The organism is Herbaspirillum sp. GW822-FHT03A08, assembly GCF_058801885.1.
In genome coordinates, this window is record NZ_JBXANR010000006.1 from 97,776 (window position 1) to 116,891 (window position 19,116).

A 19,116-nucleotide genomic window follows, 5' to 3' on the forward strand; every position below is an offset into this window, starting at 1 on the left:
CTTCACTTATCTGCCGTCATTCCGCCACCCTACTTCGATGGCAGGAACCCCGACGGTCCTTCGTCTGCTCTGGCGAGTGTGCGGTCTTCTCCTGGCGCTTGTTCTGCTGTTCTCTCAGACTGACAGCCACGCCGCGGAAATCGACATCAAGCAAGCCTCGCTGGAAGCAACCGACGATGGCTATCGGCTATCGGCATCGTATTCCTTCGAACTCAACCGCAGCCTGGAAGATGCCCTGGTGCGCGGCGTGCCGCTGTACTTCACCACCGACGTGCAACTGACGCGGCGGCGCTGGTACTGGTTCGATGAAGTGTCGATTTCGGTCTCGCGCACGGTGCGCATTTCTTTCAACGTGCTGACCCGCCAGTATCACGCCTCGACCAGCGGTCAGCTGCAGCAAAGTTTTTCGACGCTGGAAGACGCCATGTCGCTGATCCGCCGGCCGCCGCGCTGGATCATTGCCGACAAGAGCACCCTCACGTCCGGCGATATCTACAAGGTCGGCTTGCGCATGCGCCTGGACGTGGCCCAATTGCCCAAACCGTTCCAGATCAACGCGCTTAACAACAGCGACTGGCGCCTTTCCTCCGACTGGAAAGAATTTACCTTCAAAGTCGAATGACCCGGACCCTGCGTTATTTGCTGGTGGTAGGCGGCGGCGTCATCAGCATCCTCCTGTTTCTGCTGGCCTCGGCCTCCGAAAACTCCGCACTGTTCGACCAGCACTACCCCTGGCTGCTCGGCCTGAATGCATTGGCGGCCGTGGCGCTGCTGTGCCTGGTGATCCTGCTGCTGACCCGTCTCTACAAGCGCTACCGGCGCGGCAAGTTCGGCTCCAAACTGCTGGCGCGGCTGGTGATGCTGTTTGCACTGATCGGCATTCTGCCCGGCGCGGTCATCTATCTGGTGTCGGTGCAGTTCGTCTCGCGCTCGATCGAATCGTGGTTCGACGTGCGCATGGAAGCGGCGCTGGAGTCGGGCCTGAACCTCGGCCGCAATGCGCTGGACTCTTCCCTGACTGACCTGGCCGCACGCGGACGTTCGATGGCGCAGGAACTGGCCGACATGTCCGAGTCCGAGCAAGTCACCTACCTGTCGCGCCAACGCGATCAGAGCATGGAAATTACCGTCGTCAACGCCAGCGGCCAGGTTCTGGCGACCGTGGGTGGACGCATCGGTGTGCTCACCCCCACCGTGCCGACCGCCGCAATGATGCGCCAGGCCAAAGTCACGCGCGGCTTCTCGGTGGTGGAAAGCGACGATTCGCGCCCGCTCAACGGCGAGTCTGATTCGGACGGCAACCTGCGCCTGCACGTGGTGATCTCGATACCGGCCTCAGCCAAAGCGATGGGACTGCAGAACGACAGCCGCTTCCTGCAGATACTGCAGCCGGTGCCTGACTACCTCGCCACCAATGCGGAAACCCTGCGGCTGGCCTACAGCGAATACCAGCAGCGCTCGGTGGCGCGTTCCGGCCTGCGCAAAATTTACATCGTCACGCTGACCCTGACGCTGCTGCTGGCCATCTTCGGCGCCATCGCCAGCGCCTTCCTGATTGCCAGCGATCTGGCCAAACCTTTGCTGCTGCTGGCCGAAGGCACCAAAGCGGTGGCCGAAGGCAACCTGTCGCCGCGCCCTATCGTCAGCACCTCGGACGAGCTCGGCACGCTCACCCAGTCCTTCAACACTATGACGCGGCAGCTGCTGGAAGCCCGTACCTCCGTGGAGAAGAATCGCGCCGAGCTGGAAAATGCCAAGGCCTACCTGGAATCCGTGCTGGCCAACATGTCGGCCGGCGTGATGGTGCTCGACAGCGAATTCTCCATCGTCAGCGTCAACGACTCGGTGCGCCGGATTCTCGGCTATGACTTCAGCGGCAGCATCGGCACGCCGCTGCACACCATCGAAGGCCAGGCATTGTTCGCCGAGGCGATCATCAAGGCCTTCTCCGAACAGCGCGCCCAGCTGGCATCCGACGCCACAGACAGCCTGCATTGGCAACAGCAGATCGAGCTGCCGCACCGCGGCACAAACACGGACGGCATCCATACCCCGGCGCCGGAAACCCGCAAGGAGGGCAGCAAGGAAGGCGACTCCGCCAGCGGCAAAATCACTCTGCTGGCGCGCGGATCGCACCTGCCGGTGGAAAGCGGCGTCGGCTATGTGGTAGTGTTCGATGACATCAGCAACGTGATTTCCGCCCAGCGCTCGATCGCCTGGGGTGAAGTGGCGCGGCGTCTGGCCCATGAGATCAAGAATCCGCTGACGCCGATTCAGCTGTCTGCCGAGCGCCTGCAGATGCGCCTGGCCGACAAGCTGCTGCCGCAGGACGCGGCGATATTGGAAAAAAGCACGACCACGATCGTGAATCAGGTCACTGCCATGAAGCACATGGTCGACGACTTCCGCGAATACGCGAAGACGCCGCCGGCCAAGCCTTCCGCGCTGGACCTGAACGCATTGACGGAAGAAATTCTGCATCTGTACCTGGCCGGCGACGGCCGCGACAGCATCCACGTCAAACTGGCGCCGGACCTGCCGAAAGTGATGGGCGACGCCACACAACTGCGCCAGGTGATCCATAACCTGCTGCAAAACGCGCAAGACGCGGTGGCCGAGAACGGCGATATCGCGCCGCGTATCGACGTAGCGACGGAACTGATCAAGTATCAGGGATCGGGCGGCGCAGCACGCAGCGCGGTGCGGCTCACCATCACCGACAACGGTCCTGGCTTCGGCTCAAAGATCTTGGCGAATGCATTCGAACCTTATGTAACATCGAAACCCAAAGGTACTGGCCTGGGCCTCGCAATGGTCAAGAAAATCATCGATGAACATGGGGGCCGCGTCGATATACAAAATCGAAGCGAAACAAGAGGCGCAAAAATATTGATTTTGCTGTTAAAGTTAGCATCCGATGCATAAGGATTAAGATTTTTGTCATAGCTGCCGTTGATACATGGGTCTTTACCGAGTAAGGTTGCGAAATTAGCCCGGCGTTTTTTGTGTCTGCGTGCCGTACCGTTATGCGTACTGTCCTCGCCGACACACTTAGACACACCAAGCCAGATTGATTTTGCAGCGGTGCTTGATAAAGAATTCAGCGGTCGCATAGAAAATCTCAAAAATATCTAGTGAGGAAAGCAGGCACATGGCTAACATCCTGGTCGTCGATGACGAAATGGGCATCCGCGAATTGCTCTCGGAAATTCTGGGCGATGAAGGACATGTCGTAGCAACCGCCGAGAATGCACAACAGGCGCGAGAATTGCGATCGGGCAGCGTTCCCGATCTGGTGCTGCTCGACATCTGGATGCCCGATACCGATGGCGTGACGCTGCTCAAGGAATGGCAGCGAGACGGTTTGCTGACCATGCCGGTGATCATGATGTCCGGCCACGCCACCATCGATACCGCCGTCGAGGCAACCCGTATCGGCGCACTCAACTTCCTGGAAAAACCGATCGCCCTGCAAAAACTGCTCAAAGCAGTTCAGCAAGGCTTGTCGCACAGCCGCGAACCGGCGGCGCGTCCGGTCTCCTACATCCGGCCCACGGTGGCGGCAAGCGCCGACAGCCTGGATCACCATGCAAGTCCGCCGTCATCCTACGCGCCGCCGAGCGCCGCCGACACGCTGCATCACGGACATGGCCTGGCCGTTGCACCGGCCTACGCACCGATTGCGGACAACGCTTCCAACATTTCCTTCGATTTGCCGCTGCGCGAAGCACGCGACGCCTTTGAGCGCGCTTATTTCGAATATCACTTGGTGCGCGAAAACGGCAGCATGACGCGCGTGGCCGAACGTACCGGGCTGGAACGCACGCATCTGTACCGCAAGCTGAAGCAGTTGGGCGTAGAGCCCGGCAAGCTGTCCAAAAAAGGCCTCTGACGTAATGCCCGGCGGCAAAGCAGGCCTTCCCTGCTTTGCCGCTTACCGTATTTCTACCATCCCCGCCCTGTCAGCCTTGGCGCCCGCACGATCGTTGTTTACCTTGAGCACCGGCAAGTATGCCGGAACCTTCCTGCCATACGCCTATCAACGCTGAAGGCAGCTCGCCTGTTTGTTCATGTCATTTTGTCATCCGGGGCACAAGTTATCCCCAATTGCGCCGTAAAACACTGAGGGAGATACAAGAACACGTTCTCAGGGAGCACACCCCCAAGTCTTGAAATCCCCGGATATGACGCCACTTCCTTCACAAAGCTAGCATTTGCATAAGGAGCCACTATGAACCTGATCTACAACAGTGAGCAATACAGCGTCGTTGAATTCGGTGCCGACCGTGACCATGAAGCCTTGCGCTTCGGTGGTTATGAAATCATGGACAAGTCGGGCCAGCGCGAAATCTACATCGACGGCCCGGCCGCCGAACTGTTTCGCAAGGATGTGCAGGAACTGATTGCGACGGAACCGTCGATGGAAGACATCGACACCTTCCTCAGCAAGTACGATCTGATGATGCGTCATCCGATGACTTTGCACTAGGCAAACCCTAAGCAGACACGACGCGATCCCGCAGCAGGACGAACAAGCGGGATTGCTTCGCGCGGCCAATCCCCGCCAACTCATCTTCACATCCTCTCGCGGCAAAGTGTCGCGCCCTGCCCTCCCCGCACACCCTTCCGCTTTTCCACACAGCTATAATGTCAGGCTTCTTCCGCATTCAAGCCTGAAGTGAACTCGTCCCCCATCACCAGCAGCCAGACCGGCATTCATGAGCAACTCGCCACGCTGGTCGCCAGACACGTTGCGACGCCCTTCCGCAAACCCGTCACCGACTACAACCGCAGCGCCTTCGACGACAGCATCGCCGCGTGGCGCGCGGCCGGATCGCCGCCGCTGATCCTCGATACCGGCTGCGGCGTGGGTTTGTCTTCGTACAACCTCGCAGTTCAGTTTCCGGATCACTTCGTCATCGGCATCGACCAGTCCGAAGACCGCCTGGCACGCAATACTCACTGGAGCGGCCCCGAGCCACAGAATCTGTGCTTCGTGCGCGCCGATCTGGTCGACTATTGGCGCCTGCTGCTGGAAGCCGGCATTTCGCCTGTCCGCCAGTACCTGCTCTATCCCAATCCATGGCCCAAAATCGGCCATGTGGCACGGCGCTGGCAGGGACATGCCGTGTTTCCGACCATCGTCGCGCTGGGCGGCTATATCGAATGCCGCAGCAACTGGCAGATCTACATCGAAGAATTCGCCGCCGCGCTCAATCAGGTCGCAGCAGAAAAACTCGATCGCATCGCCGCCGTCGAGGCCTATGCGACCGATGCACCCATCACGCCGTTTGAGCGCAAATACCTCGCGTCCGGACATGCCTTGTGGCGTTGTCGCGCACAAGTGACCAAGTAGCGCCGTGTTCTCACCCTCATCGATTGCTCCTCCAACCCTCGCCCATATGGCCTTTCTTCCCGGATATCCCGCATGAGTTTCACTGTCGTCGCCCTGGTGCTCTGCGCCGCTCTGCTGCACGCTTCCTGGAACGCTTTGCTGAAAAGCAGCGGCGACCGCCTGGCTTCGCTGACCATCATGACCATCGGTGCCGGCATCGGTGCGATTCCGCTGGTATTGTTCACACCGTTGCCGCATGCGGACGCCTGGTTCTACATCATCCTCTCGGCAATCCTGCATACCGGCTACAACCTGTTCCTGATCCGCGCCTATCGCATCGGCGACTTCGGCCAGTCGTACCCGATTGCGCGCGGCTCGTCGCCGATGCTGGTCTCGATCGGCGCCGCCATCTTCGTGGGCGAACAGATGAGCAGCTACACCTGGCTGGGCGTAGCGCTGGTGTCGATCGGCATCATCAGTCTGGCGCACATCAAAGACCGCCGCAACCTGTCAGGACCGATTGCCGCCTTCACCACCGGCGCCTTCATCGCGGCCTATACCGTCACCGACGGCATCGGCGCGCGGCTGGCGGGCAACTCGATCTCTTATTCCGGCTGGCTGTTCGTGCTCGACAGCTTTCCGCTGGCCCTGATTTTCATGTGGATGCACCGACGCCTGCCGATGGCAGCAGAACGCAAGCAAAACTGGCTCAGCCTCGCGGGCGGCGTCATGTCCTTGCTGGCGTACGGGATTGTGATCTGGGCGGTAACGCTGGCGCCGATGGGAACCGTCTCCGCGTTGCGCGAGACGTCGGTGCTGTTTGCAGCGTTGATCGGAGCGATCTTTTTAGGAGAAAAACTGACGATGCGGCGCATCTTTGCCTGCCTCGTCATTACCGTCGGCGCTATCGTGCTGGGGATGCATCGATAACACCGACGTACATGAAGTCTTAAATTTCGACCTTCGTTCCCAACTCCACCACCCGGTTCGCCGGAATGTGGAAGAAGTCCGAAGGCTTGGCGCCGTTCTGGTACATCCACGCGAACAGCTGTTCGCGCCACAGCGACATGCCCAGCAACTTGCTCGGCACCACGGTATCGCGCGCCAGGAAGAAGGACGTGTCCATCAGTTCGAATTCCATGTTGAACTGCGCCGCCGTCAGATCCAGCACCTTGTTCACTTCCGGCGCTTCCTTGAAGCCGAACGCGGCGCGCAACAGATAGACGTTGCCGCCCATGTCCTTGAGCGTCAGGCGCTCTTCATCGGACACGTAAGGCACGTCCCAGATACTGATCTTCAGGAAGAACACGCGCTCGTGCAGGATGCGGTTGTGCTTGAGGTTATGCAGCAGCGCCACCGGCACGGTGTTGATATTGCCGGTCATGAACACCGCCGTGCCGCCGACGCGATGCGGCGGATGCGCCAGTAAACCTTCGACGAAAGGTTCCAGCGGAATGCCGTCATCCTTGATGCGCATGCGCAGCAACATGCGGCCTGAATACCAGGTCATCAGCAGGAAGAACGCCGCGCCGCCAAGCAGCAGCGGGAACCAGCCGCCATCCGCGATCTTGAGCAGGTTGGCCGTGAAGAACGCCAGGTCGACCGTGAGGAAGGCGCCGATCACCAGCGTCACCAGCACCGGATGCCATTTCCATTCGATGCGCATGACCACCGCCGCCAGCATGGTCGTGATCACCATCGTGGTCGTCACCGCCACGCCGTATGCCGCCGCCAGATTGTCAGACTTCTTGAATGCCAGCACCACCGCCACCACCAGCACCAGCAGCATCCAGTTGATCAGGGGGATATAGATCTGGCCGCGCTCGTCTTCCGACGTATGCAGAATGCGCATGCGCGGCACGAAGCCCAGCAGGATCGCCTGGCTGGTCAGTGAGAACGCGCCGGAAATCACCGCCTGCGACGCAATCACCGTAGCAAAAGTCGCCAGCACCACCATCGGCACCAGCAGCAAGTCCGGCACCATCAGATAAAACGGGTTCTTGATCGCTTCAGGATTGGTCAGCAGATTGGCGCCCTGGCCGAAGTAATTGATCACCAGGCAAGGCATCACGGTATACAGCCACGCGAAGCGGATCGGACGAATGCCGAAATGACCCATGTCCGCATACAGCGCTTCTGCGCCAGTCAGCACCAGCACCACCGAGCCGAGCACGATGAACGCCTGCAGCGAATGCTCGATCATGAAATGCACTGCGTAGTAGGGATTGATCGCCACCAGAATGCCCGGCGCCTTGAGGATGTGAAACACGCCCAGCGCACCCAGTGAAATGAACCACACGAACATGATCGGACCGAACAGCTTGCCGACCAGATTGGTGCCGTGACGCTGGATCAGAAACAGGCCGATCAGAATAATCAGCGTCAGCGGAATCACATAATGCGAAGTCCCCGGCGCGGCGATATCCATCCCCTCCACCGCCGACAGCACTGAAATCGCCGGCGTGATCACCACGTCGCCATAGAACATACAGGCGCCGAACACGCCCAGCATCATCAGGAACTTGGCGCGCGGCGAACCGCTCACGGCCGTGCGCAGCGACAAGGCCATCAGCGCCAGCACGCCGCCTTCGCCGTTATTGTCGGCGCGCATGACGAACAGCACGTATTTGAGCGAGACCACAATGGTGATCGACCAGAACAGCATGGAGATGATGCCCAGCACCGCATCGGGAGAGAACGCGATGCCGTGTTCCGGGCTGAAGCATTCTTTAAGCGCATACAGCGGACTGGTGCCGATGTCGCCGAAGACGACACCCAGTGCTGCCAGAGTGATGATGTGGAGTTTTTGCGACCGGAAGGAATAATTTGGTCTGACCTGAGATGAACTCATTGTTTTCCCGTATTTGGTGTTGATGCTTTTCGTTCGAATTGCGTACCGGCGGAGGCGCTCAGTTGTTTGCATTGTTGCGGCCATCGATTCAGGCGCCGGTAAGCGCGTACTTTATCGCACTATTTCCCCGGTGGGATGCTGCGTTGCGCAAAGGCATCTGTCCTGTGCGCCGGCCTTGACATTGCAGCAAGGCCGAGCATCGGCGGCGGCGGCCGTGCGGCGATTTTTTACCGAAAACATAACGCGCGGCAATGGCTTTCAAAATGCAGCGAAAACCGCATAAAGATATGCAATAAACGCGTTTTTCATTCTCTCGGCGGCTTTATATACTCCTAGCTCATAAAGAACTGCGGCTTTCGATGGTGTTTGTTCTTAAGGCTGTTCTTTTCCGGATGTCTTTACTTTTTCTCTTCTTCTCGTATTGATACGAGAAGCGTGCAGTATCAACACGAAACACGGGGTATTCATGTTCGCCAAACGATTTCTTTCCGCCGCACTCAGCATGAGTGTCATGGCGGCTGCCACCACCCTCGGCGCACCGTCGCTGGCGCGCGCCGAAGGCCAGTTGCGTATCGCCGAACAATTCGGCGTCGTCTATTTATTGCTGAATGTGGCCCAGGATCAGAAGCTGATCGAAAAACACGGCAAGGCCCAGGGCATCGACATCAAAGTCGACTGGGTCAAGCTGTCGGGTGGTTCTGCCGTCAACGACGCGCTGCTGTCGGGCGCGATCGACATCGCCGGCGCCGGCGTCGGCCCGCTGCTGACCATCTGGGATCGCACCCACGGCCGCCAGAACGTGCGCGGCGTCGCCTCGCTGGGCAACCTGCCCTACTACCTGGTGAGCAACAATCCCAACGTCAAGACCATCGCCGATCTCAGCGACAAAGACCGCATCGCCCTGCCTGCCGTCGGCGTCTCGGTGCAATCGAGGGTGTTGCAATTGGCTTCGGCCAAGCAATGGGGCGACGCTCAATACAACAAGCTCGACAAGATCAGCGTGGCCGTGCCGCATCCTGACGCCGCTGCCGCCATCATCAACGGCGGTACCGAGATCAGTGCGCACTTCGGCAATCCGCCGTTTCAGGAACAGGAACTGGCCGGCAATCCCAAAGCCCACATCGTGCTGAACTCGTATCAGGTGCTCGGCGGTCCGTCGTCCGCCACGGTGCTGTACGCCACCGAAAAATTCCGCAAGGACAATCCCAAGACCTATAAAGCCTTCGTCGGCGCACTGGACGAGGCCGCCAAATTCGTCACCGCCAATCCGGACAAGGCTGCCGACACCTATATCCGCGTCAGCAATGCCAAGATCGACCGCGACCTGCTGCTGAAGATCATCAAAAATCCGGAAGTGCAATTCAAGATCACGCCGCAAAACACCTATCCGCTCGCCGAATTCATGCAACGCGTCGGCGCCATCAAGAACAAACCGGCCTCGGTGAAGGACTACTTCTTCGACGACGCCCACATCAACGGAGGCAGCTGAGATGCGCTTCGCTTCACTTATCGCCACCACCGTCATCGCGGCGGCAGCCAGCTTCAGTACCGCCGCCCACGCTGAAGGCCAGATCCGCATCGCCCAGCAATTCGGCATCGGCTACCTGATCCTCGATGTCGTGCAGGATCAAAAACTGATCGAAAAATACGGCAAGCAGCAAGGCATCGACATCAAGGTCGAATGGAACAGCATCTCCGGCGCCACCGCCATGAACGAGGCGCTGCTGGCCGGCGCGCTGGATGTCGTCTCGGCCGGCGTGCCGCCGATGCTGACGCTGTGGGACCGCACGCGCGGCCGCCAGAACGTCAAGGCGATCGCCTCGCTGGGCTCCATGCCCAATTATTTGCTGAGCAATAATCCCAAGGTCAAGACGCTGCAAGACCTGAGCGACAAGGACCGCATCGCCGTACCGGCGGCCGGCGTCGGCTACCAGTCGCGCACCTTGCAGATCGAAACGGCGCGCGTGTTCGGCAAGGCCGACTACAAGCGCTTCGACAACATCTCTGTGAGCCTGTCGCATCCCGATGCCACCGTCGCACTGATCTCCGGCGGCTCCGAGATCAACACCCATTTCTCCAGTCCGCCATTCCAGTATCAGGCGCTGGAAAGCAAGAACGTCCACAAGATCATCAGTTCCTACGACATCCTCGGCGGGCCGGCGACCTTCAACGTGCTCTACACCACGCAAAAATTCCACGACGACAATCCGAAGACCTATAAGGCCTTCTACAATGCCCTGGTCGAGGCGGCGCAGTTCATCCGTGCCAACAAGGCCAAGGCAGCCGATACTTTCATCCGCGTGCAGAAGTCGAAACTCGCGCCCGAGTTCGTACGCAAGATCGTCGAAGATCCGGAAATCGACTTCACCGTCTCGCCGCAACGCAGCTACGTCTACGCTGACAAACTACATGACATCGGCGTATTGAAGAATCGCGCTGCGTCGTGGAAAGACTACTTTTTCGAAGAAGCGTATGCACAACCGGGAAGCTGATCAGGCGCGCAGCGCCTTGCATGCTGTCGGCGACAGCGATGCCGGCCGCGATGTTGGCAGTGCTGTCAGCGGCCACACACCGCTGCTGCACGTCGACCGCGTCGGCCTGCAATACCGCAGCGCCACCGCCGTAGTGCAGGCCACGCACGACGTCAGTTTCAACGTCTATCCGGCCGACCGCTTCGTGCTGCTCGGCCCGTCGGGCTGTGGCAAGTCAAGCTTGCTGAAGGCGGTTGCCGGTTTCCTCAAACCCGCGTCGGGTGAAATCCGGCTCGACGGTCAGGCCATCCATCAGCCCGGACCGGACCGCATCGTCGTCTTCCAGGAATTCGACCAGCTGCCGCCTTGGAAGACGGTCAAGCAAAACGTCATGTTTCCGCTGCTTGCCTCGCGCACGCTGGGCAAGCGCGAAGCCGCCGAGCGCGCGCTGCATTACCTCGACAAGGTCGGGCTCGGCAAATTCGCCGACGCTTATCCGCACACGCTGTCCGGCGGCATGAAGGCGCGCGTCGCCATCGCGCGCGCCCTGGCAATGCAGCCGAAGATCCTGTTGATGGACGAACCCTTCGCCGCGCTCGACGCCCTTACCCGCCGCAAGATGCAGGAAGAGCTGCTGATCCTGTGGGAGGAAGTCCGCTTCACGCTGCTGTTCGTCACCCACTCGATCGAAGAAGCGCTGGTGGTCGGCAACCGCATCCTCCTGCTGTCGCCGCATCCCGGCCGCGTGCGCGCCGAAATCAACAGTCATGAATATGATCTGCAAAGCCTTGGCAGCGTCGGCTTCCAGGAAACCGCGCGACGCATCCATCGCCTGCTGTTTGACGAGGGCCAGGCAGAACCCGCGGCGCAGGTAAATTTCAAGGATGTGCGCTTTTCTTACTGAACGGGACTTTTCGCCTGGACGTGGCGGCGGCCGCGTTCCGTCCGGAGGAAAAGCCGCAACGACTATCTGGCTTTGCATATACCCGTTATCAGCGGCGGCCCGGCTCACGGCAATGCGGTTCGCGCATCATGGAACATTTTTACTCTCCAGGAACCCGCCATGAGCACCAGCGCAGCAGCATCCCAGCCGATCTACGGCACCGAACAATCCGAAGTGCTGAAACCGATCGAACAGTATTTTCTCGGCCATGCCCGCGACGATGCAACCCATATGCGCCAAGCCTTTCTGCCGACCGCCCACATCGAATCGATGCGCGACGGCGTGTTCACCTCATGGCCGCTGGACGTCTACTGCGAACGCTTCAAAGGCACCCCGGCCGCCGACGAAGCAGAGCGCCGCCGCACGGTGGACTGGATCGACATCGGCGGCCTCTCGGCAGCCGCCAAGATCACCCTGGTGCATGGTCCGGTCACCTTCACAGACTATTTCGTGCTGCTGAAAACAGCCGACGGCTGGAAGATCGCCAACAAGGCTTTCCACGGCCGCCCGAGCTGAGCCTTCGCAGTCCCTGTCCGCTACGTCCCTCTCCTTCTCGCCGCTCCTGCCATGCACGCCCATGGCGGCGGCGACGAACCTCCTGCGCCTCTCGCTGCAAACAGCTATATACAAAATCCGCATTTGTTTGTGCGAAATAATTCGTGTGCGCTGGCGACAAGATCCGCTAGGGTGAATGATTTTTTAACACGATACGGCAATCCACAAGGTCGAGTCCGCCATGAATCTCTCCCCGCCCATCCGCGAAGAATACGAAATCACCCTCACGCCGCTGGACAACGTCCCGCTGGAACGCACGCTGTCGCTGCCGCAACGCATATGGCAGCAAGGCTGGGTGCGCAAGGCCGTTATCCTTCTGATACTGGCCGTGATCTGGGAAGTCGTGGCGCGCATCCAGAACAACGACTTGCTGCTGCCGGGTTTCATACAGACGGCGCAGGCATTTATTGACGGCATCGCCACCGGCGAACTGATCGGCAAGGTATGGATCTCGCTGAAAGTCCTGGTGAAAGGCTACCTGATCGGCATCGTGCTGGCCTTTGCACTGACGACTCTCGCGGTATCGACTCAACTGGGCCGCGATCTGCTCAGCACGCTGACCTCCATGTTCAATCCCCTGCCGGCCATCGCGATGTTGCCGCTGGCTTTGCTATGGTTTGGTCTGGGCGAAAACAGCCTGATCTTTGTGCTGGTGCATTCGGTGCTGTGGGCGCTGGCGCTGAATACCTATGCGGGATTTCTCGGTGTGTCGGATACCTTGCGCATGGCGGGGCGCAACTATGGGTTGCGCGGAATACGGTTTGTGATTTTCATGCTGGTGCCGGCGGCCTTGCCGTCGATTCTTGCCGGCCTGCGCATCGGCTGGGCGTTTGCCTGGCGCACGCTGATTGCGGCGGAGCTGGTGTTTGGGGCATCCAGCGGCAAGGGCGGGCTGGGTTGGTATATTTTTCAGAATCGCAATGAGCTGTATACGGATAAGGTGTTTGCCGGGTTGGCGATGGTGATTCTGATTGGATTGCTGGTGGAGAATCTGGGGTTTAATGTGATTGAGAGGGTTACTGTTAAGCGGTGGGGGATGCAACGCTGATTGTGATTTTTTCTGCGTTGTGTTTTTGTTCCGACTTTCTGTGTGAGGTGGCTTCGGTTTTTCTTTCTTCGATCAATCCTTCGCCGGGGGTAGCCCGAAAGGTTGGAGCATTGCTCCAACACAGGCTGGGTCGTAGCCCCCTTCGGGGGTTCCCGGCGCCGGCTACTCTCCAGCGGACTTCGAGACTGGCTCGCTGCGCATCGCCAGGGCGACCGTGCAGATGCATGCTTCTCCGGCTTTCTTTATCGCTTCTCCCACTTTCTTACTTTCGTCGTTCCAACGAAAGTTGGAACCCAGTGTCGTAACGACGGTTCGATGACGCGCTGCCGCCACTGGGTCCCAGCGTTCGCGGGGACGACGGAGATGGTGATGACCGTCAAGGGCCCCTCTATCACCAAGCCGCCAAAATACCCCCCTTAAACTCCGAATCAATAAACTTCTTCACCTCATCCGACTGATAAGCCTTCACCAGCTTGGGCAGCCAAACCTGTTCCTTATCCTTTTCCCGCACAGCAATCAGGCAAGCATAAGGACTATCCCCATTCTCCACCACCAGACTATCCCGCACCGGATGCAAGCCCGCCTTCGCCGCATAGTCCGCATTCACCGCCGACGCATCCAGATCATCCAGCGTGCGCGGCAATTGCGCCGCATCGATTTCGATGAACTTCCACTTTTTCGGATTCTCGGCGATATCGATCGGCGTCGCGTTCACCCCCGTCAACGGATCGATACCCGCACGCAACCTGATCACGCCATGCTTCTGCAACAGCAGCAGCACACGGCTTTCGTTGGCAGGGTCATTCGGGATGCCGATCTTGGCGCCGGCCGGGATGTCGTTCAGGCTGCGGTACTTCTTCGAGTAAATCGCCATCGGCCCGATGAAAGTGCGCCCGGTGCCGTAGAGCTTGTAGCCGCGCGTCTTGATCTGCGCGTTCAGGAAGGGACGATGCTGGAAGCTGTTGGCGTCCAGTTCGCCGGCATCCAGCGCAGCGTCAGGCTGGATGTAGTCGTTGAACTCGACGATCTGGATTTTGTAGCCGGGATTGCTGCGTTCGAAGACGCGTTTGACCACTTCAAAAATCTGCGCATGCGGACCGCTGGTGACGCCGACCTTCAATGTCTTGTCCTGCGCCGCCGCTGTCGTCACAGCCCCAACGGCAAAGCCGGTCAACAGTACCGCTGTCAGCAGACGGTTAAAAAATCGCGCCATGAATCATCCTTAAATAGCGCTAATTTATCTGCCGCCGCCGACGAACAAAACGAATCTTTTGTCGCTTGAATATTTACTTTTTGGTGACCGCAATATCAAGTCACAATCAGGTATCGATCAAGCGATCAGCAGCTCGCGCGGCATCGCGGCAACAGGTTGTCGCCGCACCGATGACGACGGCGCCGCAGCGATCAGCGAGCGCGTGTACTCGTGCTGCGGCGCCTGCCAGATGCTGTTGTGGTCGCCCGACTCGACAATGCGGCCGCCGTTCATCACCAGCACCTTGTCGGCGATGTAGCGCACCACCGACAGGTCGTGTGAGATAAAAAGATACGACAGGCCGAATTCGCGTTTGAGATCCACCAGCAGATTCAATATCTGCGCCTGCACCGACACATCCAGCGCCGAGACGGGTTCGTCGCAGATCACCAGTGCCGGCTTGAGCACCAGCGCCCGCGCAATGCCGATACGCTGGCGCTGGCCGCCGGAAAACTGATGCGGGTAGCTGCGTAAGGCGCGCTGCGGCAGCCCGACCAGATCGACGATCTGTTCGATGCGGCGACGGCGCTCCGTCTTGTCCTTGACGTCGTGGATCAGCAGCGCGGCGTCAAGAATCTCGGCAACGGTGTGACGTGGATTGAGCGAGGCATAGGGATCCTGGAAGATCATCTGCACGCGCCGCCGGTACGGACGCAGACGCGCGCCGTCAAGTTGCGCGATGTCGTCGCCGTCCAGCAGGATCTTGCCGGCGCTGGACGCGACCAGACGCACGATGGTCTTGGACAAGGTCGACTTGCCGCAACCCGACTCGCCGACCAGTCCGACCGATTCGCCTGGCGCCACGTCGAAGGACACGCCTTTCACCGCATGCACAACGCCATTGCGCGAACGATAGTGGGTGTGTACATCCTGCAGGGACAAGAGCGGTTTTTCCGTCAGGGAAATTGGCGGCAGGGGCTGCGCATGCTCACGGCCGGACAGCGTGAAGATACGCTCGTCGCCCTTCTGCTCCGTGCGAATCTCGGGCAACCGTCCGTCGCGATAGTGATAATTCTGCTCCATCTGCAAGGATGCGCCCAGCAAACCTTGCGTGTAGGGATGACGTGGACGGTCGAACAGGATCTCGCTGCGCGCTTCTTCGATTTTCTTGCCGCCATACATGACGACGACCCGGTCGGCCCATTGTTCGACCACGGCCAGATCGTGCGTGATCAGCAACACCGCCATCGACAACTCGCGGCGCAACTGATCGAGCAACTCCAGAATCTGTGCCTGAATGGTCACATCCAGCGCGGTGGTCGGCTCATCCGCCACCAGCAGTCGCGGATGGCAGGACACCGCCATCGCGATCATGACGCGCTGGCGCTGGCCGCCGGACAAGTTGTGCGGATAGTCGTTGAAACGGCGCTGCGGCTCGGGGATGCGCACCAGTTCCAGCAACTCGATGGCGCGCGCCTTGGCGGCCTGCGCCGACAGCGTCTGATGCAGACGGATGGCTTCGACAACCTGCTGGCCGACGGTCAGCACCGGATTGAGCGACGTCATCGGTTCCTGAAAGATCATCGAGATCGCATTGCCGCGCAGTGTGCAGATCTCTTCTTCCGGCAGCGTCTGCAAATCGCGGCCTTCAAACACGATGTTGCCCGATACGCGTGCACTGTCGGGCAACAAGCGTAACAGCGACAAGGCCGTGGTCGACTTGCCGCAGCCGGATTCGCCGACCAGCGCCAGCGTCTCGCCGGCTTCGATGCCGAAGCTGAGATTCTTGACGGCGTCGTGGCCGGGGAAGGAGACGTTGAGGTTGCGAATGTCGAGGAGCTGGCTCATGGGAGTCTTTCTATGGTCGGTTCTCTAACGATGCTCAAGCGGGAACACCGCTGCGATAATCCGCGCCGGCATGCTGCTCGGGCAGGCGCGCGCCGCCGGTGAACAACTTCTCGCGCAAGGTGCCCGGCGCGTAGTCGTGCTTGTAGGAACCGCGCGTCTGCAGTTCGGGAATGACCAGATCGACGAAGGCTTCAAAGCTCTCCGGCGTCACCGTGCGGGTCAGGTTGAAGCCGTCGATATCGGTCTCGCGTACCCACGCTTCCAGCTCATCGGCAACTTGCTGCGGCGAACCGACGATGGTGGCGTAGCGGCCACCGAGTTCCAGTTGCTGCAACAGCTTGCGCTTGGTCCAGTTGAGTTCGGGATTGGTCACGGTCTTGACCAGCGATTCGATGGAATTGGTCTTGACCTGGCGGATCGGCTCATCCAGCTCGTACTGCGAGAAGTCGATACCGGTACCGCTGGAGAAATGTGCGAGACCGGCTTCCGGGCTGGCGTAGCGCGCATATTCCGCATACTTCTCGTGCGCTTCTTTTTCCGTCGGCGCCACCACGACAGTCAGGCCCATGAAAATCTTGACGTCGTCCGGCTTGCGGCCCTCACGCACGGCGCCTTCGCGAATGCCGGTCACCAGCTTGCGTACGGCATCCTTGCTCTGGCCGGAGACGAATACACATTCCGCATGGCGCGCGCCGAAAGCCTGGCCGCGGCCGGACGAACCTGCCTGATACAGCACCGGCGTGCGTTGACGCGACGGTTCGCTCAGGTGATAGCCTTCGACCTTGTAGTAGTCGCCGCTGTGATGAATCTTGTGGACTTTGTCCGGCTGCGCATAGATGCGGTTCTGGCGGTCGCGGATGACGGCATCGTCTTCCCAGCTGCCTTCCCACAGTTTGTAGACGACTTCCATGAACTCGTCTGCGCGGTCGTAGCGCTGGTCATGCTCCAGTTGCTCGGACAGCCCCATGGCGCGGGCGGCACTGTCAAGGTAACCGGTGACGATGTTCCAGCCGACGCGCCCCTTGGTCAGATGATCAAGCGTCGACATGCGGCGCGCGAACAGGAACGGTGCTTCGTACGTCAGGTTGGCGGTGATGCCGAAGCCGAGATGCTCGGTCACCAGTCCCATCGCCGAAATCAGCAGCATGGGGTCATTGACCGGCAGCTGGATGGATTCGCGCAGGGTGATGTCGACCGAGTTCTGGTACACGTCGTAGACGCCGACGATGTCCGCCAGGAACAGGCCGTCGAACTTGCCGCGCTCCAGCAACTTGGCCAGGTCGGTCCAGTATTCGATGTCGGTGTAGTCTTGCGAGCGGTCGCGCGGATGCGTCCACAGGCCGTGGTTGATGTGGTTCACGCAATTCATGTTGAATGCGTTGAGACGGATCTCCTTCTTGCCGGCGTCTTTGGTCATGCTGCGTCCGCCGTGACATATTCAGGTTCGAGCTGTACATCAAGCGCTTCATTGAAGCGTGCAAAGAAGGCGCACAGCGCGGCGCGCAAAGTCAGCTCGACGATCTGCGATTCAGAGAAATGCTCGCGCAGGCGCGCCACCAGGCTGTCGCCGACGCGTTGGCGGGTAACGGCCAATGCGTAGTCGCGCACCAGCTTTTCCACCGGACCGAGGCCGGGAACATCGGCGTCGAGGATGCGTTCGACCGTTTCCGCCGAGACGTGCTGCGCCACCAGCTTGGGGGCATGGTGCGAGACGCAGTAGCTGCACTCATTGGCCTTGGAAGCCGTGACCAGCACGATCTCCAGATGCAGCTTGGAGATGTTGCCTTCGGCGGCGAACTGCAACAGCAAACCATAGATGTGTTCGATCGACGCCGGACGGTGCGCCAGTACGCCGAGCATGTTGCCGAAAGCGCCGTATTCGTTCTCGACCTTCTCGAAGATCGTGCGGGCGGCGCCCTCAGGCAACTGGTTGGATAGCAAGGTGGATACGCGTGCCATGATGTTTCTCCTATTTTCTGTCGCGCGGATCGAGCACATCGGCCAGTCCGTCGCCTAATAAATTCAATGCCAGCACCGTCACCACGATGGCGATGCCGGGAATCGTCGTGATGTACCAGTCGGTGCGAATCACTTCGCGGCCGGAGCCGACCATGTTGCCCCAGCTGACCGCATTGGGATCGCCGAGACCGAGGAAGGCCAGGCTGGATTCGGTGAGGATGGCGGTGGCCACCATCAGCGAGGTCGACACCAGGATCGGCGTCAGTGTGTTGGGCAGGATGTCGCGCAGTATGATGCGCAGATCGGTTGCGCCGAGCGCGGCGCTGGCTTGCACCATCTCGCTATGGCGCAATTTGAGCACCTCGGCGCGCACCAGCCGCGCCAGACTCGGCCATGCGGTCACGCCGATGGCCAGTGCAATCGTCAGCAAGGTCGGCTGCACCACGGCCACAATCGCCAGCGCGAACAGGAAGGACGGGATGGTCTGGAAAAATTCCGTCACGCGCATCAGCAGCGCATCGGCAAGCCCGCCGTAGTAGCCGGCCAGCAAGCCGCCGCTCACGCCCAGAAGCAGCGCCAGCAAGGTCGATACGACGGCGATCAGCAGCGACACGCGCGCACCGTGGAAGATGCCGCTCAGCAGATCGCGGCCCAGCATGTCGCTGCCCAGCAGATGCGCCGCATCGACACCGGGATGCAGGAAAGGCTCCGCCACCATGTCCAGCGGATCGCCGGGAAACAGCCACGGCGAAGACACCGCCATCAGCACCACCAGCAACAGCAGCACGCCGCCGACCAGCGCCGACGGCGAGCGCAGCAGCCGGCCGAACCAGCCGCGCGTGGTCGGTGCGGCAATCAGGCTGGCGGGTGCGTCGGCCTTGGCCAGCGCCAGTGTGGAAACAAGTTCGCTCATT

At 60.0% G+C, this 19,116-nt stretch carries 17 protein-coding genes; 11 read left to right on the plus strand and 6 right to left on the minus strand.

The window, feature by feature from the left end; translation table 11 throughout:
• The first annotated feature begins 37 nt into the window (after positions 1-37).
• The 6 genes from AC1RN6_RS19080 (at position 38) to AC1RN6_RS19105 (ending at position 6,265) form a co-directional block, all read left to right on the plus strand.
• Complete coding sequence (locus tag AC1RN6_RS19080; RefSeq protein WP_493007360.1) at positions 38-622, plus strand: DUF4390 domain-containing protein; 585 nt, start codon at positions 38-40, stop codon at positions 620-622.
• Positions 619-2,925, plus strand: a complete 2,307-nt coding sequence (locus tag AC1RN6_RS19085) for a sensor histidine kinase (protein ID WP_493007002.1) — start codon at positions 619-621, stop codon at positions 2,923-2,925. The genes AC1RN6_RS19080 and AC1RN6_RS19085 overlap by 4 nt, the downstream gene beginning before the upstream one ends.
• 226 nt (positions 2,926-3,151) lie before the next feature.
• Positions 3,152-3,892 (plus strand): response regulator, encoded by a 741-nt coding sequence (locus AC1RN6_RS19090; protein ID WP_493007003.1) that lies wholly within the window; start codon positions 3,152-3,154, stop codon positions 3,890-3,892.
• 339 nt (positions 3,893-4,231) lie between these two features.
• Positions 4,232-4,489 carry a BTH_I0359 family protein gene (locus tag AC1RN6_RS19095; RefSeq protein WP_050478365.1) on the plus strand — a complete coding sequence of 86 codons (258 nt, stop codon included), beginning with the start codon at positions 4,232-4,234 and terminating at the stop codon, positions 4,487-4,489.
• A gap of 189 nt (positions 4,490-4,678) precedes the next feature.
• Positions 4,679-5,356, plus strand: coding sequence for a tRNA (guanine(46)-N(7))-methyltransferase TrmB (gene trmB / locus AC1RN6_RS19100; RefSeq protein ID WP_493007004.1), 678 nt, complete (start codon positions 4,679-4,681; stop codon positions 5,354-5,356).
• A gap of 72 nt (positions 5,357-5,428) precedes the next feature.
• Positions 5,429-6,265 carry a DMT family transporter gene (locus tag AC1RN6_RS19105; protein WP_493007005.1) on the plus strand — a complete coding sequence of 279 codons (837 nt, stop codon included), beginning with the start codon at positions 5,429-5,431 and terminating at the stop codon, positions 6,263-6,265.
• Positions 6,266-6,284: 19 nt separating this feature from the next.
• Here the strand turns inward: AC1RN6_RS19105 and AC1RN6_RS19110 are convergent, their stop codons facing one another.
• Positions 6,285-8,186 (minus strand): potassium transporter Kup, encoded by a 1,902-nt coding sequence (locus tag AC1RN6_RS19110; protein ID WP_493007006.1) that lies wholly within the window; start codon positions 8,184-8,186, stop codon positions 6,285-6,287.
• 502 nt (positions 8,187-8,688) lie between these two features.
• On the opposite strand from AC1RN6_RS19110, the gene AC1RN6_RS19115 reads away from it, so the two are divergent.
• The 5 genes from AC1RN6_RS19115 (at position 8,689) to AC1RN6_RS19135 (ending at position 13,203) form a co-directional block, all read left to right on the plus strand.
• Positions 8,689-9,675: an ABC transporter substrate-binding protein gene (locus AC1RN6_RS19115; RefSeq protein ID WP_493007361.1), complete on the plus strand. Its 987-nt coding sequence runs from the start codon at positions 8,689-8,691 to the stop codon at positions 9,673-9,675.
• Position 9,676: 1 nt separating this feature from the next.
• Positions 9,677-10,678, plus strand: a complete 1,002-nt coding sequence (locus AC1RN6_RS19120; RefSeq protein WP_493007007.1) for an ABC transporter substrate-binding protein — start codon at positions 9,677-9,679, stop codon at positions 10,676-10,678.
• Positions 10,659-11,561, plus strand: coding sequence for an ABC transporter ATP-binding protein (locus AC1RN6_RS19125; RefSeq protein ID WP_493007008.1), 903 nt, complete (start codon positions 10,659-10,661; stop codon positions 11,559-11,561). Before AC1RN6_RS19120 ends, AC1RN6_RS19125 begins: the two co-directional genes overlap by 20 nt.
• 159 nt (positions 11,562-11,720) lie before the next feature.
• On the plus strand, positions 11,721-12,116 hold the full coding sequence (locus tag AC1RN6_RS19130) for a nuclear transport factor 2 family protein (RefSeq protein WP_493007009.1): 396 nt from the start codon (positions 11,721-11,723) through the stop codon (positions 12,114-12,116).
• Positions 12,117-12,336: 220 nt separating this feature from the next.
• Entirely contained in the window at positions 12,337-13,203 is an 867-nt protein-coding gene (locus AC1RN6_RS19135; protein WP_493007010.1) for an ABC transporter permease, read from the plus strand.
• Between the two features lie 391 nt (positions 13,204-13,594).
• Here the strand turns inward: AC1RN6_RS19135 and AC1RN6_RS19140 are convergent, their stop codons facing one another.
• The 5 genes from AC1RN6_RS19140 to AC1RN6_RS19160 all read right to left on the minus strand — a co-directional run bounded on the left by AC1RN6_RS19140 (position 13,595) and on the right by AC1RN6_RS19160 (position 19,115).
• A complete protein-coding gene (locus AC1RN6_RS19140) occupies positions 13,595-14,416 on the minus strand; it encodes a MetQ/NlpA family ABC transporter substrate-binding protein (RefSeq protein ID WP_493007011.1) in 822 nt (273 codons plus the stop codon).
• 117 nt (positions 14,417-14,533) lie between these two features.
• Positions 14,534-16,243, minus strand: coding sequence for an ABC transporter ATP-binding protein (locus AC1RN6_RS19145; protein ID WP_493007012.1), 1,710 nt, complete (start codon positions 16,241-16,243; stop codon positions 14,534-14,536).
• A gap of 34 nt (positions 16,244-16,277) precedes the next feature.
• On the minus strand, positions 16,278-17,660 hold the full coding sequence (locus tag AC1RN6_RS19150; RefSeq protein WP_493007013.1) for an LLM class flavin-dependent oxidoreductase: 1,383 nt from the start codon (positions 17,658-17,660) through the stop codon (positions 16,278-16,280).
• Positions 17,657-18,202, minus strand: a complete 546-nt coding sequence (locus AC1RN6_RS19155) for a carboxymuconolactone decarboxylase family protein (RefSeq protein ID WP_493007014.1) — start codon at positions 18,200-18,202, stop codon at positions 17,657-17,659. Before AC1RN6_RS19155 ends, AC1RN6_RS19150 begins: the two co-directional genes overlap by 4 nt.
• A 10-nt stretch (positions 18,203-18,212) precedes the next feature.
• A complete protein-coding gene (locus tag AC1RN6_RS19160) occupies positions 18,213-19,115 on the minus strand; it encodes an ABC transporter permease (RefSeq protein ID WP_493007015.1) in 903 nt (300 codons plus the stop codon).
• Between the last annotated feature and the right edge of the window lies 1 nt (position 19,116).

What these genes read in the sequence shown, in the direction of transcription:
- AC1RN6_RS19080 (WP_493007360.1), top strand. Translation starts at nt 38, where the DNA reads ATGGCAGGAACCCCGACGGTCCTTCGTCTGCTCTGGCGAGTGTGCGGT.
- AC1RN6_RS19085 (WP_493007002.1), top strand. Translation starts at nt 619, where the DNA reads ATGACCCGGACCCTGCGTTATTTGCTGGTGGTAGGCGGCGGCGTCATC.
- AC1RN6_RS19090 (WP_493007003.1), top strand. Translation starts at nt 3,152, where the DNA reads ATGGCTAACATCCTGGTCGTCGATGACGAAATGGGCATCCGCGAATTG.
- AC1RN6_RS19095 (WP_050478365.1), top strand. Translation starts at nt 4,232, where the DNA reads ATGAACCTGATCTACAACAGTGAGCAATACAGCGTCGTTGAATTCGGT.
- AC1RN6_RS19105 (WP_493007005.1), top strand. Translation starts at nt 5,429, where the DNA reads ATGAGTTTCACTGTCGTCGCCCTGGTGCTCTGCGCCGCTCTGCTGCAC.
- AC1RN6_RS19110 (WP_493007006.1), bottom strand. Translation starts at nt 8,186, where the DNA reads ATGAGTTCATCTCAGGTCAGACCAAATTATTCCTTCCGGTCGCAAAAA.
- AC1RN6_RS19115 (WP_493007361.1), top strand. Translation starts at nt 8,689, where the DNA reads ATGAGTGTCATGGCGGCTGCCACCACCCTCGGCGCACCGTCGCTGGCG.
- AC1RN6_RS19120 (WP_493007007.1), top strand. Translation starts at nt 9,677, where the DNA reads ATGCGCTTCGCTTCACTTATCGCCACCACCGTCATCGCGGCGGCAGCC.
- AC1RN6_RS19125 (WP_493007008.1), top strand. Translation starts at nt 10,659, where the DNA reads ATGCACAACCGGGAAGCTGATCAGGCGCGCAGCGCCTTGCATGCTGTC.
- AC1RN6_RS19130 (WP_493007009.1), top strand. Translation starts at nt 11,721, where the DNA reads ATGAGCACCAGCGCAGCAGCATCCCAGCCGATCTACGGCACCGAACAA.
- AC1RN6_RS19135 (WP_493007010.1), top strand. Translation starts at nt 12,337, where the DNA reads ATGAATCTCTCCCCGCCCATCCGCGAAGAATACGAAATCACCCTCACG.
- AC1RN6_RS19140 (WP_493007011.1), bottom strand. Translation starts at nt 14,416, where the DNA reads ATGGCGCGATTTTTTAACCGTCTGCTGACAGCGGTACTGTTGACCGGC.
- AC1RN6_RS19145 (WP_493007012.1), bottom strand. Translation starts at nt 16,243, where the DNA reads ATGAGCCAGCTCCTCGACATTCGCAACCTCAACGTCTCCTTCCCCGGC.
- AC1RN6_RS19150 (WP_493007013.1), bottom strand. Translation starts at nt 17,660, where the DNA reads ATGACCAAAGACGCCGGCAAGAAGGAGATCCGTCTCAACGCATTCAAC.
- AC1RN6_RS19155 (WP_493007014.1), bottom strand. Translation starts at nt 18,202, where the DNA reads ATGGCACGCGTATCCACCTTGCTATCCAACCAGTTGCCTGAGGGCGCC.
- AC1RN6_RS19160 (WP_493007015.1), bottom strand. Translation starts at nt 19,115, where the DNA reads ATGAGCGAACTTGTTTCCACACTGGCGCTGGCCAAGGCCGACGCACCC.